The sequence below is a fragment of the Shewanella vesiculosa genome (genome assembly GCF_009994065.1).
In the GTDB taxonomy this organism is placed as follows: domain Bacteria; phylum Pseudomonadota; class Gammaproteobacteria; order Enterobacterales; family Shewanellaceae; genus Shewanella; species Shewanella vesiculosa.
The window spans coordinates 1-16,438 of the sequence record NZ_JAACSD010000020.1; the positions used below are offsets into that span (position 1 = coordinate 1).

General features: G+C 44.7%; 7 protein-coding genes. 6 read left to right on the plus strand and 1 reads right to left on the minus strand.

Annotated features, from left to right (window positions below; genetic code table 11):
- From GW828_RS17230 to GW828_RS17250, 5 genes are all read left to right on the plus strand, one after another.
- Positions 1-2,936: SDR family NAD(P)-dependent oxidoreductase (locus GW828_RS17230; RefSeq protein WP_273693543.1), on the plus strand; the 2,936-nt coding region annotated here is incomplete at its 5' end.
- Positions 2,933-5,119: a PfaB family protein gene (locus tag GW828_RS17235; RefSeq protein ID WP_273059427.1), complete on the plus strand. Its 2,187-nt coding sequence runs from the start codon at positions 2,933-2,935 to the stop codon at positions 5,117-5,119. The genes GW828_RS17230 and GW828_RS17235, both read left to right, overlap by 4 nt.
- On the plus strand, positions 5,116-11,025 hold the full coding sequence (locus tag GW828_RS17240; protein WP_273059429.1) for a hotdog fold thioesterase: 5,910 nt from the start codon (positions 5,116-5,118) through the stop codon (positions 11,023-11,025). The genes GW828_RS17235 and GW828_RS17240 overlap by 4 nt, the downstream gene beginning before the upstream one ends.
- A gap of 20 nt (positions 11,026-11,045) precedes the next feature.
- The gene (pfaD, locus tag GW828_RS17245; protein ID WP_273059431.1) at positions 11,046-12,674 is read left to right on the plus strand and encodes an eicosapentaenoate synthase subunit PfaD; all 1,629 of its coding nucleotides are present in this window, start codon (positions 11,046-11,048) and stop codon (positions 12,672-12,674) included.
- Between the two features lie 55 nt (positions 12,675-12,729).
- Positions 12,730-12,987: a hypothetical protein gene (locus tag GW828_RS17250; RefSeq protein ID WP_124016955.1), complete on the plus strand. Its 258-nt coding sequence runs from the start codon at positions 12,730-12,732 to the stop codon at positions 12,985-12,987.
- A 151-nt stretch (positions 12,988-13,138) separates the two neighbouring features.
- Here GW828_RS17250 and GW828_RS17255 read toward each other — a convergent pair whose 3' ends face one another.
- Positions 13,139-13,831 carry a fumarylacetoacetate hydrolase family protein gene (locus GW828_RS17255; protein ID WP_182757205.1) on the minus strand — a complete coding sequence of 231 codons (693 nt, stop codon included), beginning with the start codon at positions 13,829-13,831 and terminating at the stop codon, positions 13,139-13,141.
- Between the two features lie 400 nt (positions 13,832-14,231).
- Between GW828_RS17255 and GW828_RS17260 the strand changes: the two genes are divergently transcribed.
- Positions 14,232-16,268: a methyl-accepting chemotaxis protein gene (locus GW828_RS17260; protein ID WP_259396858.1), complete on the plus strand. Its 2,037-nt coding sequence runs from the start codon at positions 14,232-14,234 to the stop codon at positions 16,266-16,268.
- Positions 16,269-16,438: the final 170 nt, after the last annotated feature.

A 16,438-nucleotide genomic window follows, 5' to 3' on the forward strand; every position in this document is an offset into this window, starting at 1 on the left:
ATACAGTATTAAGCACCATGATGTCAGTTGTCGCCGACAAAACCGGTTACCCAGCTGAAATGCTTGAACTGAGCATGGACATGGAAGCGGATTTAGGTATCGACTCAATCAAACGGGTCGAGATTTTAGGCACAGTACAAGATGAGTTGCCTGGCTTACCTGAGCTTAACCCAGAAGATTTAGCCGAATGTCGCACCTTAGGTGAAATCGTCAGCTACATGCAAACCAAATTGCCTGCAGCGACCTCAACCGCGATTGCGGCTGTCGCCCCAGCATCAACGGCAAATAAGGTTGAGGTTAACACCGCAGCATTACCGCCACACAGCGAGGTAGCGCTAAAAAAGTTACCCGCGGCGGATAAACTCGTAGATTGTTATTCAGCGAAAAACTGTATTGTCATCACAGATGATGGCCATAACGCCGGTTTACTCGCTGAAAAACTCACTGCAAAGGGATTAACCGTCGCCGTTATTCGTAACCCACAAACCATCAGCGTAGCGCATTCACCATTAAGCAGTGATATTAAAAGCTACACCTTGAGCAGCATTGATGATGCGAACATTGCTCAGGTGATTGCCGATATTAAAGCCGACTTGGGCGCTGAACATGCCATTGCAGGTTTTGTTCATTTACAGCCGCAAACGCTAGTAAATAATCACCCATTAATGTCGTGTACTCTTGCTGCAAAAGCCGCTGTCGACAACGCGTTCTTATGGGCTAAGCATCTTCACCCAGAATTTGCTAAACCAACGTCTTCGCGTCTGTGCTACTTTACCGTGAGTCGTTTAGACGGTGGATTTGGCTACTTAGATAATGACCAATTAGCCACAGCGGAACTGAATCAAGCGGCCTTGTCTGGGCTGAGCAAAACCTTAAGCCATGAGTGGCCACAAGTATTTTGCCGCGCCTTAGACATTAGCAATAATATTGATGCTACAAGCTTTGCCGACGCCATCGTTGCTGAGTTGTTTGATATCGATGGTGCCAATGCAAGCGTAGATCGCATTAATGAAGTGGGGATTAGTCAGCAAGGTAGAGTAACCTTAGTCGCCGCCAATGCCAGTGAGCAGTTTGCGCCAGCAACGCTTGATGGTAATGACACTATTTTGGTCACCGGCGGCGCAAAAGGGGTAACGTTTGAATGCGCCCTCACCTTAGCCAAACAATGCCAATCACATTTTGTGTTAGCAGGTCGTAGCCAACATTTTGGCAGCGACTTACCGGCTTGGGCACAAGGCAAGCAAGCCTCTGAGTTAAAAGCCGCGGCCATTGCTTATATTCAATCGCAAGGCAATAAACCCACGCCAAAACAAATTGATGCATTAGTGTGGCCAATTAGCAGCAGCCTAGAAATCGATGCTGCATTAGCCGCTTTCAGTAAGGTCGGCGCCAGCGCGCAATATGTCTCAATGGATGTCAGCGACGCCACAGCGGTAGCCGCCTGCCTTAACAGCCTGACGAATGCTAAGGGCGACCCGTTAACCATTAATGGCGTTATTCACGGCGCAGGGGTGTTAGCCGACAAGCATATTCAAGACAAAACCTTGGATGAACTTAACCGCGTTTATCACACTAAAGTGACCGGGCTTGCAAGCATAATTAATGCACTCGACCCACAACAGATCAAGCTGATTGCCTTGTTTTCATCGGCTGCCGGTTTCTACGGAAATACCGGACAAAGCGATTATGCTATGTCGAATGAAATCCTCAATAAAACCGCCCTTAAACTGGCACACACCTTAGCGCATGCTAAAGTAATGAGTTTTAACTGGGGCCCTTGGGATGGCGGAATGGTCAGTTCGGCATTAAAGAAAATGTTTGTTGATCGCGGTGTTTACGTGATTCCATTACAAGCAGGTGCCGAGTTATTTGCCCACAGTTTATTAAGTCAGCAAGGCGCACAATTGCTTATTGGCTCAGATATGCAAGGTTCATCAGATCAGGATAATGCTGTAAAAAAGCTTAATGCGGACGCTTTGCTTATCGCCAAGGGTTCGCTGACGTTTGCAGCCAAGACACAGTCCTCTGATCTTATCAGTATGACGGTGACTCGAGTCTTAACCCCGGCTGAAATGCCTTTTGTTAGCGATCATTGTATTGCTGGTAATCCGGTATTGCCGACAGTATGTGCCATGCAATGGATGCGTGATGCGGCAGAAACCTTATGTCATGTGCCTGTCAGTATTGCTGAATATAAATTGCTTAAAGGGGTTATTTTTGACACCAATGAGCCACATTTGTTGCAACTGGAACTAACGCAAACTGACGCTGGGATCAACGCGCTGATCTCATCTCGTTTGTTAAATGAGCCAAGTGCAGCGATGAAACCGCAATATCAAGCAACATTAGTGATCAATAGCGCCGTCTTGACTGATGATATTGCCAAGCCCGTGATTGATACAGCGAGCCTGACAAAGTGGTCGCATATAGCACCGTTGAGCTCAGGGGTTGAACTGTATCAAAACGGAACCTTGTTTCATGGCCCACGTTTGCAAGGCATTAAGCAAGTGTTGGCATTTGATGATGCTCAGCTCTTGTGCCAAGTGCAATTACCGCAGATTAATACCGCTGACTGTGAACGTTTTATCCCGTCATCGGCATTAGGTGGCAGCCAAGTTTTCGCGGAAGATTTGCTGCTACAAGCCATGCTGGTATGGGCCAGACTTAAATACGGTGCAGCAAGCTTACCGTCATCAACGGCTGAATGTATTACCGCTTGGCCATTTGCCAGTGGTGATAAAGGCTATATTCAACTGGATGTTGTTAAACACAGCGGCAGAATGTTAATCGCTAACGTGAGTTTATACCATCAAGATGGTCGCTTGAGTTGCCAAATGCTCAACGCTAAAGTGACTATCAGTAAAAGTTTGAATGGGGCCTTTATTCCACATCAAGCGGCTACTGGTGTGTCTCACCACAGCAAGGAAACAGTGTGACGGTATTAAGCAACATGGTGCTAAACACGATGAGTGAGCGTATTGCAAAGCAACAAACTAAGCCTATGCGTTTAGCTTTGTTGCTTTGCAAGCCTAATATTGCCTCGATTAATGAACACCTGATCACTGTCGACACTCATAGTGTCGACGGCTTTGCGTTGGCGTTATTGCACGCTTGCGAACACCTATCGTCCACCAGCAATGATATGGTCAACATTGGCGATCGATTGTGGATAATGTCTGGGTTAATTGCGGCTAAAAACGGTATTCATGCGCATGCTTATATCAATGGTATTGCACTGAGTAACAACCAAACTGAAGCGGTAACACTTGCCCTTAAGCATGCAAAACGTCTGCATGCTCAGCCACAGATAGTCGCGCTAGATGGCTGTTATAATTTTAGTGCAAGTTCTGATGGCAATGCCACTAATGATGCAGTGACGGATCCAGCTAATGATTCTAGATCTGAGTCAGCTCCTCATGCAAGTGCGCCCCATACGAATGAGACGGCACAAACAGCACTGACGGCAATGGTCAACCTAGTCGAGTCTATCGCGAGTCGCTGTATACCAGCCCAAGACAAGGCTAACGGTCAATATTGGTTTAGCGCATTTCACCAAAGCCGAGTCGCAGCTTTATGTTATCCAACCGCATCAGGTGTTCAGGCAATCATCCTTACCCAAGGTCGTGCACTTATCGCCGCCAAGCCGTTAATCAGTGCTCAACGTTTATGGCTGCCGCTTAGCGCCGCTTCATTGGCGCAATTGCACACTAAGCTGATGGGCCTTTCTTCGCAGTTACACTCAGCCATTGACGACATAAGCTTACTCGAGCTTATCAAAACCAGTTTATTAGATTATCAAACAGATGCACCGCTAGCCCTAGTCTTAATGGCAGCCGATCGCCGCGCATTAGTACAAGAAGTCAGCGCGATGATGACCATAATCGCCACTCATCAGCAGCATGATGCGAATAGTCATACGCCGATAGAATATAAAACGCCTGCGGGCAGTTGCTTATATTCAGCGCCGCTGGGTCATAATGGCTTGAGCTTTGTTTATCCTGGCGTTGGCACTGTGTACCCAAACATGCTTAGTCAAATAGGCCTGGTTTTCCCAGATTTGTATGCTGAACTTGAAAACCAAGGTGACATGCAATCGATGTTACAAACGGACTTTATCTATGCGGCAGATAAAAATCGTGCCGCACAGATGAGCCTGAGCCAATTAGCCATTGCCGGTGTTGGCGCCAGTTATATTTTAACCAAGCTGTTGCAGCAAGAATTTGCCATTGAGCCTCGTTTTGCTTTGGGTTATTCCATGGGTGAAGCGGCCATGTGGGCGAGTTTAAACGTATGGCAAACACCACACAGCATGATTGCAGCCACGCAAAACAGCAGTATTTTTACCCGAGATATTTCTGGTGAGCTCCGCTGTGTTCGCCAACAATGGCAATTAGCCGATGACGAAAACATTGTATGGAATAGCTTCGTTACTCGAGCCAGCATTGACGAACTCGCGCCCCATTTAGCCAATTACCCACGGGCTTATATTGCTATTATTCAGGGTGATACCTGTGTTGTTGCCGGCTGTGAAAACAGTTGTAAAGCCTTACTAAAGCAAGCTGGTAAACGCGGCATTGCCGCTAATCGCGTCACCGCAATGCACACGCCTGCGGCATTGAACATCAGCGAATCAGTAAGGCAATTTTATCAACAACCATTAGTAGAAAACTTACCAAGCCAATTGCAGTTTATCTCCGCAGCAGAGACTCAGCCTGTTGTATTAACCTCACAAGCCATTGCAAAATCGATTGCCGATACTTTTTGTCATCAGCTCAATTTTACTCAGTTAATTCTTAATGCGCGAGAGCAAGGCTGTCGACTATTTGTTGAAGTAGGTGCCGATCGGCAAACTACCACCCTAATTGACAAAATCAATGCGCAGAGTAGCAATAGCGTCTCAGCGATGGCAATGGCCGTCAATGCTAAAGGTGGCGATGACGTCACCAGTTTACTTAAATGCCTAGGGCAACTAATTGCTCATCGAGTGCCCATGTCATTAAGCCCTTTTATTCGCAGCCTTGACGCTAGCATTAATACATTATCCCAGCAGGCGGCATTAGCCGACGGCTCATCCCTCATTTGTTATAGTGAAACATCATTAGAAGGAGAACCTCATTGAGTTCTCAAGCTACCCCTAAAATAGCCATTGTCGGTTTAGCCAATCAGTATCCAGACGCGGATACTCCCGCTAAATTTTGGCAAAACTTATTAGACAAAAAAGATTCGCGCAGCCAAATCAGTGCCAGCAAACTCAATGCTTCACCGAGTGACTACTTGGGTGTACAAGGCGAATCGGACCGTTTTTATTGCGATAAAGGCGGCTACATTCAAGACTTTCAATTTAATCCTCAAGGTTATCGCATTGAGCCCAGCGCATTTAATGGCTTAGACGATAGCTTCTTGTGGGCAACCGACACTGCACGTAATGCGTTAACAGATGCCGGTATTAGCCTTGACGATAGCTTGCTTAAACGCACCGGTATTGTGATGGGAACCTTATCATTCCCTACGGCTAAATCTAATGAACTGTTTGTACCTCTGTATCACAGCGCGGTCGAAAAAGCCTTACAGACCAAGCTGCAACAGCCAAACTTTAGCCTACACTGTTTCAATAATAGCCTTAACAAGAGTTGTGATCAGCCACAAGCTAATCACGCTGCCACTGCTCAAACGGTTAACTTAGGTAATGGTGCCATTGCCCATAATGCCTCGAAAATTGTTGCCGATGCTTTAGGTTTGGGCGGTACGCAGCTGAGTTTAGATGCAGCCTGTGCTAGCTCTGTTTACGCCTTAAAACTCGCCTGTGATTACTTGCATACTGGTAAGGCAGATATGATGTTAGCTGGCGCTGTGTCTGGCGCAGATCCATTCTTCATCAATATGGGGTTTTCAATATTTCATGCTTATCCAGACCATGGAATTTCAGCGCCCTTTGATCGTAACAGTAAAGGCTTATTCGCCGGCGAAGGTGCGGGGGTATTAGTGCTTAAACGCCTTGAAGACGCTGAACGTGATGGCGACCATATCTATGCTTTAGTCAGTGGTATCGGTTTATCAAACGACGGTAAAGGTCAATTTGTGTTAAGCCCGAATAGCAAGGGCCAAGTACTAGCATTCGAGCGCGCTTATCGCGATGCGGCAGCAATAGACCCAAGTATTACCCCTGCCAGTATTGAAGTGATTGAATGCCATGCCACGGGAACGCCATTAGGCGATAAAGTAGAATTAACCTCAATGGAACGCTTTTTTGAAGATAAACTTCAAGGCAGCGCGACGCCACTGATTGGTTCAGCCAAATCTAATCTAGGCCATTTACTCACCGCGGCAGGCATGCCTGGGATCATGAAAATGATTTTTGCCATGCGCCAAGGCGTGTTGCCACCGAGTATTAATATCAGTGCCCCAATCTCATCACCTAATGGATTATTTGGTCAAGCGACCTTACCCAATGTGGTCTTGCCTTGGCCCGATAAAGTCGGTAATAAAGCCCGCCATGCAGGTGTTTCGGTATTTGGTTTTGGCGGTTGTAACGCCCATTTACTGATCGAGTCCTATCAAGATCAGGCAGGCATAAACCATGCTGACAGTAAACGCTCTCAGCTTAGTCGCAGCAAAATAGTCAGTACAGAAACGCCAATGCACATTACCGGCATGGCAGCCCACTTTGGTCAGTGCAGCAGCATCAATGCATTGGCTGATAAAATCATCAATAAGCAACCACTGTTTAGCCCATTGCCCAATCAACGCTGGAAAGGCTTAGACAAGCACCCTGAGTTATTGGCTCAATATGGCATACATCAGGTGCCACAAGGGGCGTATATTGATCAGTTCGATTTTGATTTTTTACGTTTCAAAGTGCCGCCTAATGAAGATGATCGCCTCATATCGCAACAACTGTTATTAATCAAAATAGCAGATGAAGCCATTGCCAATGCACAGCTAACGCCTGGCAGTAAAGTAGCCGTGTTGGTAGCCATGGAAACCGAACTTGAATTACACCAATTTCGCGGTCGAGTTAACTTACATAGCCAAATAGCGCAAAGCCTTAATGCCCAAGGGATCCAGTTATCCAGTACTGAATATGCCGGCCTTGAAGCAATTGCGATGGACAGTGTTTTAGATGCCGCCAAGCTAAATCAATATACCAGCTTTATTGGTAACATTATGGCGTCACGGATCTCCTCATTATGGGATTTCAATGGCCCGGCATTTACCATTTCAGCTGGTGCACAGTCAGCTAATCGTTGTATCGATGTGGCGCAAAACTTATTTGCTCTTGGTTCGTTACAAGAGCCTTTGGATGCCATCATCATCGCCGCGGTAGATCTCTGTGGCAGCATTGAAAATATGTTATTCAATACTGCCAAGCTTAATGCTAAAGGATTAAGCTCAACCGACTGGAAAGTAGGTGAAGGCGCTGGCGCAATAGTGTTGCAACAAACTAATGCTGCGCATCCAGAGCTTGACAGCTATGCCAGCATAAACAGTATTGATTTTGACTCCTTATCACAACGCCCGGCCAACATTGCAGCAGATCTTATCGAATTAAACCAATCGCCTGAATGCATATTAACAACTCAAGGCCAACAGTTTGTCCAAGGATTAACTGATGCTGCATCGGTCAACTCAGCGCCGTTATTGAGTAAAGCACAAGATATTCTCGGTCACACCTTTGCCGCTTCTGGCATGGCCAGTTTACTGCACGCTTTAGTACAAAGCCGCCATATTGATAAATCGGCCATCAACGCCTGTGTATTCACCAGCAGCGAAACCCAATACTCACAGGTTAATCTGTCTGTTTCGGCGCCGCAGCAACACGCATTGCGTACTCGTCTGAGCAACAATTTGACGCAACAATTAGCCACAGGCAATAAGTTAAGCTTAATTAAGCAAGTTAGTTTAGGTGGCCGAGATATCTATCAACATATTATTGATAGCTCACTTGAAGGTCTCGACAGCATTGTGGCTCAATGCGCCAATATCACAACAATGGCCGACAGCAATCTAGATCACTGTGCTGATACCACTTCAGCAACAGCTAAAACCATTGACATGACTAAGCCAAAAACCACCTGTGACAGCAGCCACTTTAGTGTCAATCATAGCGAGCATATCGCCGAGTCTCTTATGTCAGAAAACACCGTTTCAACAGCAGAGCAACCTAAGGTTGCCAGTGTGACAAGCCCAACCATACCGCCAGCACATTTAAGTGCATTTCAGCAAAATCAATGGTTAGCGCAGCAAGCGCACTTAGCCTACTTATCCAGCCGAGATGCGGGGTTAAAAGTCGCCGACAGTTTATTACGCTCACAATTAGCCGGTTTCACCAGCCAGCAAATCTCTTATGTGTCGCAGGCTTCACAGCCTGCTGTAAATGTAGATCCTATCGCATCAGCTGCTGTACCTGTGGAATTAATTCAACCTAATCATGCTTGTGTGCCAGCTTACACCGCGCCGATCCCAGCGGATAAACCGTGTATTTGGAATTATGCTGATTTAGTCGAGTATGCCGAAGGCAATATCGCTAAGGTATTTGGCCCAGATTATGCCATCATCGACAGCTATTCTCGTCGAGTAAGACTGCCCACCACAGATTACTTGTTGGTGTCGCGCGTCACTAAACTTGATGCGACCATGAATCAATACAAACCTTGTTCAATGACCACAGAATACGACATCCCAGTCGATGCACCGTATTTAGTCGATGGTCAAATCCCTTGGGCTGTAGCAGTAGAATCGGGTCAATGTGATTTAATGTTGATCAGTTACTTAGGCATCGATTTTGAAAACAAAGGCGAACGGGTTTATCGTTTATTAGATTGTACTTTGACTTTCTTAGAAGATTTACCTCGTGGCGGTGACACGCTGCGTTACGATATAAAAATCAATAACTTTGCTAGCAATGGCGATACGTTATTATTCTTTTTCTCTTACGAATGCTTCGTAGGCGACAAGATGATCCTCAAAATGGATGGCGGCTGCGCAGGCTTCTTTACCGACCAAGAACTGGCCGATGGTAAAGGGGTTATTCAAACTGAAGATGAAATAAAACGTCGTCAACAAGTGCTCAACAATCCAAACAAACCGACCTTCACGCCATTACTACACTGTAGCCAAACGGCATTTGATTATGGCCAAATTCATCATTTACTGACCGGCGATATTGGCAGCTGTTTTGGCGGCGAACACGTCGCCCACCAGCTACAAAATGGTATGCAAAAATCGCTTTGTTTTGCCTCCGAAAAGTTCTTAATGATTGAGCGTGTTAGTCAATTACAAACTCAAGGTGGTGCTTGGGGCTTAGGCTTACTCGAAGGTCATAAGCATATTGCGCCAGATCATTGGTATTTCCCTTGTCATTTCCAAGGCGATCAAGTGATGGCCGGCTCGCTAATGGCAGAAGGTTGTGGTCAACTATTACAGTTCTATATGATCCACATTGGCATGCATACTCTCGTCGAGAATGGCCGATTCCAGCCTCTGGAAAACGCCTCACAAAAAGTCCGCTGTCGTGGCCAAGTGTTACCACAAACCGCCGAACTGACTTATCGCATGGAAGTGACTGAAATAGGCATTCATCCTCGCCCTTACGCCAAAGCTAATATTGATATTTTACTTAATGGCAAAGTTGTGGTCGATTTCCAAAACTTAGGCGTGATGATTAAGGAAGAGGCTGAATGTTCGCGTTACCCACTTATCTCGTTAAACGCAGCAAACACTAGCACTGCCGTTGATTCAGACGCTAGCAGTAAAGTGATTGCCAGCAAAGCGCCATTAATGGCGCTAGTTCCAGATTTACATGCCCCGAGTAACAAGGGCGTTATTCCGCTAAAACACCTTGAAGCGCCCATCGTAAGTGCCGATTCAAAGTATGCTAATCGCGTGCCTGATACCGTACCATTTACGCCATACCACATGTTCGAATTTGCCACAGGCGATATCGAAAAGTGCTTTGGCCCAGACTTTAGTATTTACCGCGGATTGATCCCGCCGCGTACACCCTGTGGCGATTTACAGTTAACCACGCGCGTGGTTGAAATTAACGGTAAGCGCGGCGAACTGAAAAAGCCATCATCGTGTATCGCAGAGTACGAAGTGCCGGCAGATGCTTGGTACTTTGCAAAAAACAGTCATCAAGCGGTAATGCCTTACTCAGTGCTAATGGAAATTTCACTACAACCTAACGGTTTTATCTCAGGCTATATGGGCACCACTCTTGGCTTCCCCGGGCAAGAGCTGTTTTTCCGTAATTTAGATGGTAGCGGTAAATTATTGCGCCATGTGGATTTACGCGGTAAAACCATAGTCAATGACTCAAAGCTATTATCAACCGTCATCGCTGGCAGTAACATTATTCAAAGCTTCACCTTTGAATTAAGTGTTGATAACGAGCCATTTTACACTGGTAGTGCGGTATTTGGTTACTTCAAAGGTGATGCGCTAAAGAACCAGCTTGGTATTGATAATGGCAGGATCACCCAGCCTTGGCATATCGATAATAATGTCGAGGCAGACATTAGCGTCAACTTACTGGATAAACAGTCGCGAGTATTTAATGCACCAGCGAGCCAACCGCATTATCGCCTTGCGGGCGGCCAGCTTAACTTTATCGATAAAGCCGAAATTGTTAACACTGGTGGCAAATACGCTAAGGGCTATCTTGCTGCGTCACGCACGATTGACCCAAGTGATTGGTTCTTCCAATTTCACTTCCATCAAGATCCGGTTATGCCGGGTTCATTAGGTGTTGAAGCCGTGATCGAGTTGATGCAAACTTACGCCATCTCTACAGACTTAGGTAAAGGTTTCACTAATCCGAAATTTGGTCAAATATTGTCGGATATTAAGTGGAAATATCGCGGTCAAATTAATCCGCTTAACAAACAAATGTCACTTGATGTGCATATCAGTGCAGTAAAAGATGAAGGCGGTAAGCGCATCATAATAGGCGATGCAAACCTCAGTAAAGATGGTCTACGCATTTATGAAGTCAAAGACATCGCAATCTGTATTGAAGAAGCTTAGGCCCAAAAGGAATAATAATAATGACAACACAAGTGCACAACGAAAAGCTTTCTCCTTGGCCATGGCAAGTTAGCCAGCAACACGTTAGCTTTGATCAAACTGGGATGAACAAAAAGCTCAAAGATTTATCACAAGCGTGTTATTTGGTTAACGACACGCAACAAGGCTTAGGCGTGGCGCAACAAGCTCAAGTGGTGACCGACGCAGTTAATGCACCTAACACTTTACCTGTAAGCGCTTTTGGACCTGCACTGGGTACCCAAAGTTTAGGCGACAGTAATTTTCGCCGCGTGCATGGGGTAAAATATGCCTATTATGCTGGCGCGATGGCTAATGGCATTTCCTCGGAAGAATTGGTTATCGCCTTAGGCCAAGCGGGTATTTTATGTTCGTTTGGCGCAGCTGGGTTAATTCCATCCCGAGTTGAACAAGCGATAAACTGCATCCAAGCCGCGCTGCCCAATGGGCCATATGCGTTTAACTTAATCCACAGCCCAAGTGAGCCAGCGCTTGAGCGTGGCAGTGTTGAGCTATTTTTAAAATATAAAGTGCGCACGGTTGAGGCCTCAGCCTTTTTAGGCTTAACCCCGCAAATAGTCTATTACCGCGCAGCAGGCTTAAGCCGCGATGCTCATGGTGATATTCAAATCGACAATAAAGTGATTGCTAAAATTAGCCGCACCGAAGTCGCGATTAAGTTTATGCAACCAGCACCCGTTAAAATGCTGCAACAACTTGTTGATGATGGCCTCATTAGCGCAGAGCAAATGGAACTGGCACAACTTGTACCAATGGCGGATGATATTACCGCTGAAGCCGACTCTGGTGGTCATACCGACAACCGTCCATTAGTGACGTTACTGCCCACTATTTTGGCGTTAAAAGATGAAGTGCAAGCGCAATACAAATACAAAACACCTATCCGTGTTGGCGCGGGTGGCGGTGTGGGTACACCCGATGCCGCGCTGGCTACGTTTCATATGGGCGCAGCCTATATTGTTACCGGATCAATTAACCAAGCCTGCGTGGAGGCGGGGGCTAGCGAGCATACGCGCAAATTACTGGCAACGACCGAAATGGCCGATGTGACTATGGCACCCGCTGCTGATATGTTCGAAATGGGGGTCAAATTACAAGTGGTCAAGCGTGGCACATTATTCCCGATGCGAGCCAACAAGTTGTATGAAATTTACAGCCGTTATGACTCAATAGAAGCTATTCCAAGTGACGAACGCGAAAAACTTGAAAAACAAGTATTCCGCTCAAGCCTAGATGATATTTGGGCTGGTACTGTCGCGCATTTTAATGAGCGCGACCCAAAGCAAATTGAACGTGCTAAAGACAATCCAAAACGTAAAATGGCCTTGATTTTCCGTTGGTATCTTGGCTTATCAAGCCGCTGGTCAAACTCTGGTGAAGTCGGCCGTGAAATGGATTATCAAATTTGGGCAGGCCCAGCATTAGGCGCATTTAACGCTTGGGCTAAAAATAGTTATTTAGATGACTACAGCCAACGTCATGCAGTAGACTTAGCGAAACATTTAATGCATGGGGCAGCTTATTTGGCCCGAGTGAATTTATTGACGGCGCAAGGCGTTAGCCTTCCAGTAGCATTACAGCGTTGGCGCCCAATTGATCAAATAAAATAGTTGTTCAAGTGGATCTCGGTTCATCGCGAGATCAGCTACAAAGATAGGAACTAAGATGAGCGATACCCAGAAACTCGATTTCTCAGCGATTAATGCCCCTACATTGGCGTCATTTAATCAACAAAAGAATCTGATTAAGCGCATGCTTAAAGGTAATAATGCCACTTGCAGTGATTGCAATAAACCGCTAACACTGCAATTGCCGCCTAACACTAAACAGGCCAAACCTGCAGCTAAAGCCCCTGGGATTTATTGTGCTAAAGGTTGCACCGATATCGAGCTAGACATGGAAGCGGTAGCGTTAATGAAATAGTACGCAGAAAAGCAGTACTCATTGAAAAGATAAATGCGTAAGTACTCGCCAGCAATGACCAATAAAAAATGACCACCTTTAACAAGATGGTCATTTTTTTTCGCGCTTTATCTATTTACATGCAGCACTATCGCCATGTCCAGTACTAAGATTATTGAGCAAGCCACTGCTTGAGGATCATTGGCTTACCACAAAGCTGTTCAAGCGAATGAGCACCCGAGAGTGCAGTCTCAAACTGACTAAATGGCACATTAGGCCATAAACTGATCGTAAATTGCGTATCAGCAGTGACAGCTCCCACACCTTTTGGGGTTCCCGTCATAACAATATCACCATCATTTAAAGTCATAAACTCACTAAGCGCATTAAAAATGGCTCGAGGCTGATACATCATTAATTGCTGATGCCCAAGTTGGGTCACGACGTTATCAATGGTTAACTGAAAACACCAATTATCCATGCCCGGAGTGATTGGAATAAATTGACTAAACAGGGCTGAGCTATCAAAGGCTTTTGCTCTCTCCCACGGTAAGCCTTGTTTTTTTAATTTACCTTGGAGCTCGCGTTTAGTCATATCTAACCCAAGGCCAACTGCACCAAACTGACCATCTGCCACCATAAAACATAACTCCGCTTCATAATGCAACACTTCGTCCTTATAGCTTAATAAGATCTCAGTAATCGCTGAATTAGGCTTAAGAAATACCACCATATCATCGGGTACTTCATTGCCTAATTCATCAATATGCTCAGCATAATTTCGCCCAATACATATCACTTTCGACGGCGTAATATTTTTCTGTTGGCCACTGGCTTGTATTAGCGTTACCGATTGTTGACTCACATTAACCTCGAATGGTTTCAAAATAATGATAAAAAATATCGATTTAGCGATATAAACAACTACACTTTTTAGACTTAAAGCAAAATACTATTGGGTATCTAGTGAACATAAAGATAGCCTATCAATCTTGCTGCTAACTGACGATATAGATGTTGAACAGTAGCCATATAAACTTAACAAGAATATACACATCTTGATTACAAGCTAGGTATTGCTTACTTATAAACAATGAAATACTACTATAAAAACAAAGATATATTTCTATTTTTTGCATAAGTGCATTTACATTTTTTTTACAACGTTCTAGTCTAGAGTCAGTCTTGAACAGACAATAAACAAGCAATAGCACATATAAATATAGTATGAATGACGTCAGGTAAATAACAATAAGAGAGACCAAATGGCCATGTTCGAATTCACTATTAAACAAAAAATAGCGCTAGGTTTTTCCTCAATAGGCTTATTACTGCTTGTTGGAAGTAGTTTTTTCTATGGTTCCCTAAATCAAATTCAAACAGCAAATAATAATATTGAAACCTTAGCCGTCCCGGTACAAAATCAATCGAACGGGTTGCAAATTACCTTATTAAAAATGGCAAAAACAGATAGCCTAGCTTATTCACAAACAGGTAATGACAATATTAATCTCAGCTTTACACAATTTAATCAATTACAGCAAGAATTCGATAACGTATTAAGCACACTATTAGTCAAAGTCGCCGACCAGCCGACGATGCAACAGGCGTTAACCAAAGCCCAAAATGCTTATGAGCAGTACATTAAGCAATCTCGCACTATGTTCAACGCAAAACTCGAAATAGAGCAAACCCGCGCCACTTTCACCACTTTAAAACAACAGTTCGACGATGCGCGCATCAGCGCCAGTAATAACATGATTGATTTAGAGCTTATCGAAGCGCCAGAAAATGAGGCCTCATTATTAGAAGAAGTGGTTGGTGGTGGAGTACGTATCGATGACATGCTATTTACTCTGGGTAATACCATGACAGAACTCGGTCGATTAACCTCTACCGATGCCGTGGACATCCACAAACAAGATGTTGCCATGTTATTAGGTAATATTAGCGTCAATGGCAGCTACTTAACTCAACAAGCTGAACCCTTAGGTGCTACGGCGCTATTTGCAGAATTTAACACTCACTTGCAAGCAATTAAACAATTTACAGATGAGCCTGGTAACTTGTACATCGCGCAACAAAATGTCATCAATAAGCAACTCTTGGCAGAGCAAAGTCACCTGCAAGCTAACACCTTTTTTGATACGACTAATCAGCAGTTAGATCAATTAGTCACACTCGCTAACGAACGGTTCCACCTATTGCAGATGGTGGCCGTTGATGAAGTGACGACAGCACAAACATTAGCCATTTTAATGGCAGTGATATTTGTATCGATGGCGATTTTTATTTATTACTTTACCTCAAAAGCCATGTTAGGCCCTCTACAAGCAATAAACATCGCATTATCGCGAATTGCGGGTGGCGATTTATCGCAACGATTAAGCAAACGAAATAATGATGAATTTGGCGAATTGATAGACAACACTAATAAGTTATCTGATGATTTGACCCAGTTATTACAAGCGATTAATAGTGATGCCCATCAATTAGATGAATCCGCTATTCGCTCACAAGTACAAAGCGAAAAAATATCTCATTCAGCCTCACAACAGATTGATAATATTAGCCAAGCCAAACAGCTTGCCGAACAAATACATCACAGTTCAACTCAGGTTAATCAACAAGCTTCTGAATCAGAGCAATATATCAAATCCGCCTCTGTCCAAGGAGGACAAATAAAAACCATTGCCGATGATAATCGTATCCGTATTGAGACCTTATCAAGTAGCTTGCACGACTCAGTTAAGATCATGACAACGCTTAGTCAGCATAGCAACAATATTGGCGGGATTTTAACAACGATTAGTGCTATTGCAGACCAAACCAATTTACTTGCGTTGAATGCAGCCATTGAAGCAGCCAGAGCGGGTGAGCATGGTCGCGGCTTTGCTGTCGTTGCTGACGAGGTACGTTCATTAGCCTCTAGAACTCAATTATCAACAGCCGAAATTCAAACCATGATAGATGCATTGCAGCAAGAAACCACAAACGCCGTTAAGGCGATCACCCAAGGACAAAACCAAGCCAGTGAATGTGTAGAACAAAGCCAATCTTTACATGATGCGATTGAAAATATAGAAACCGCATTAAATACCATTAGTGGCATGAGCCAAAATATTACTCACGCGGCCAATGAACAGGTTAATTACAGTCAACAAATAGAACAAACAATGACTCAGACTGCAGACTCAGCGCAACAAAATGCCCAAGAATCGGCATCAATGACAGAAAGAAGCCAGCAACTAAACCAATTAGCTCATTCACTGACGACCTCAGTAGAACGCTTTAAACTATAACCATTAAGCGAATAAAAACCTGAGGAAAAGCCAGAGGGACAGTATCAATAACTCAATAAACTATCAGCTAGATCCATGAGCTGATCCACTGACTTCATGTATCAGTGCAGTGGAACGTTTTATACTATAATGAAGCGAATAAAAACCTGAGGAAAAGCCAGAGGGGCGGT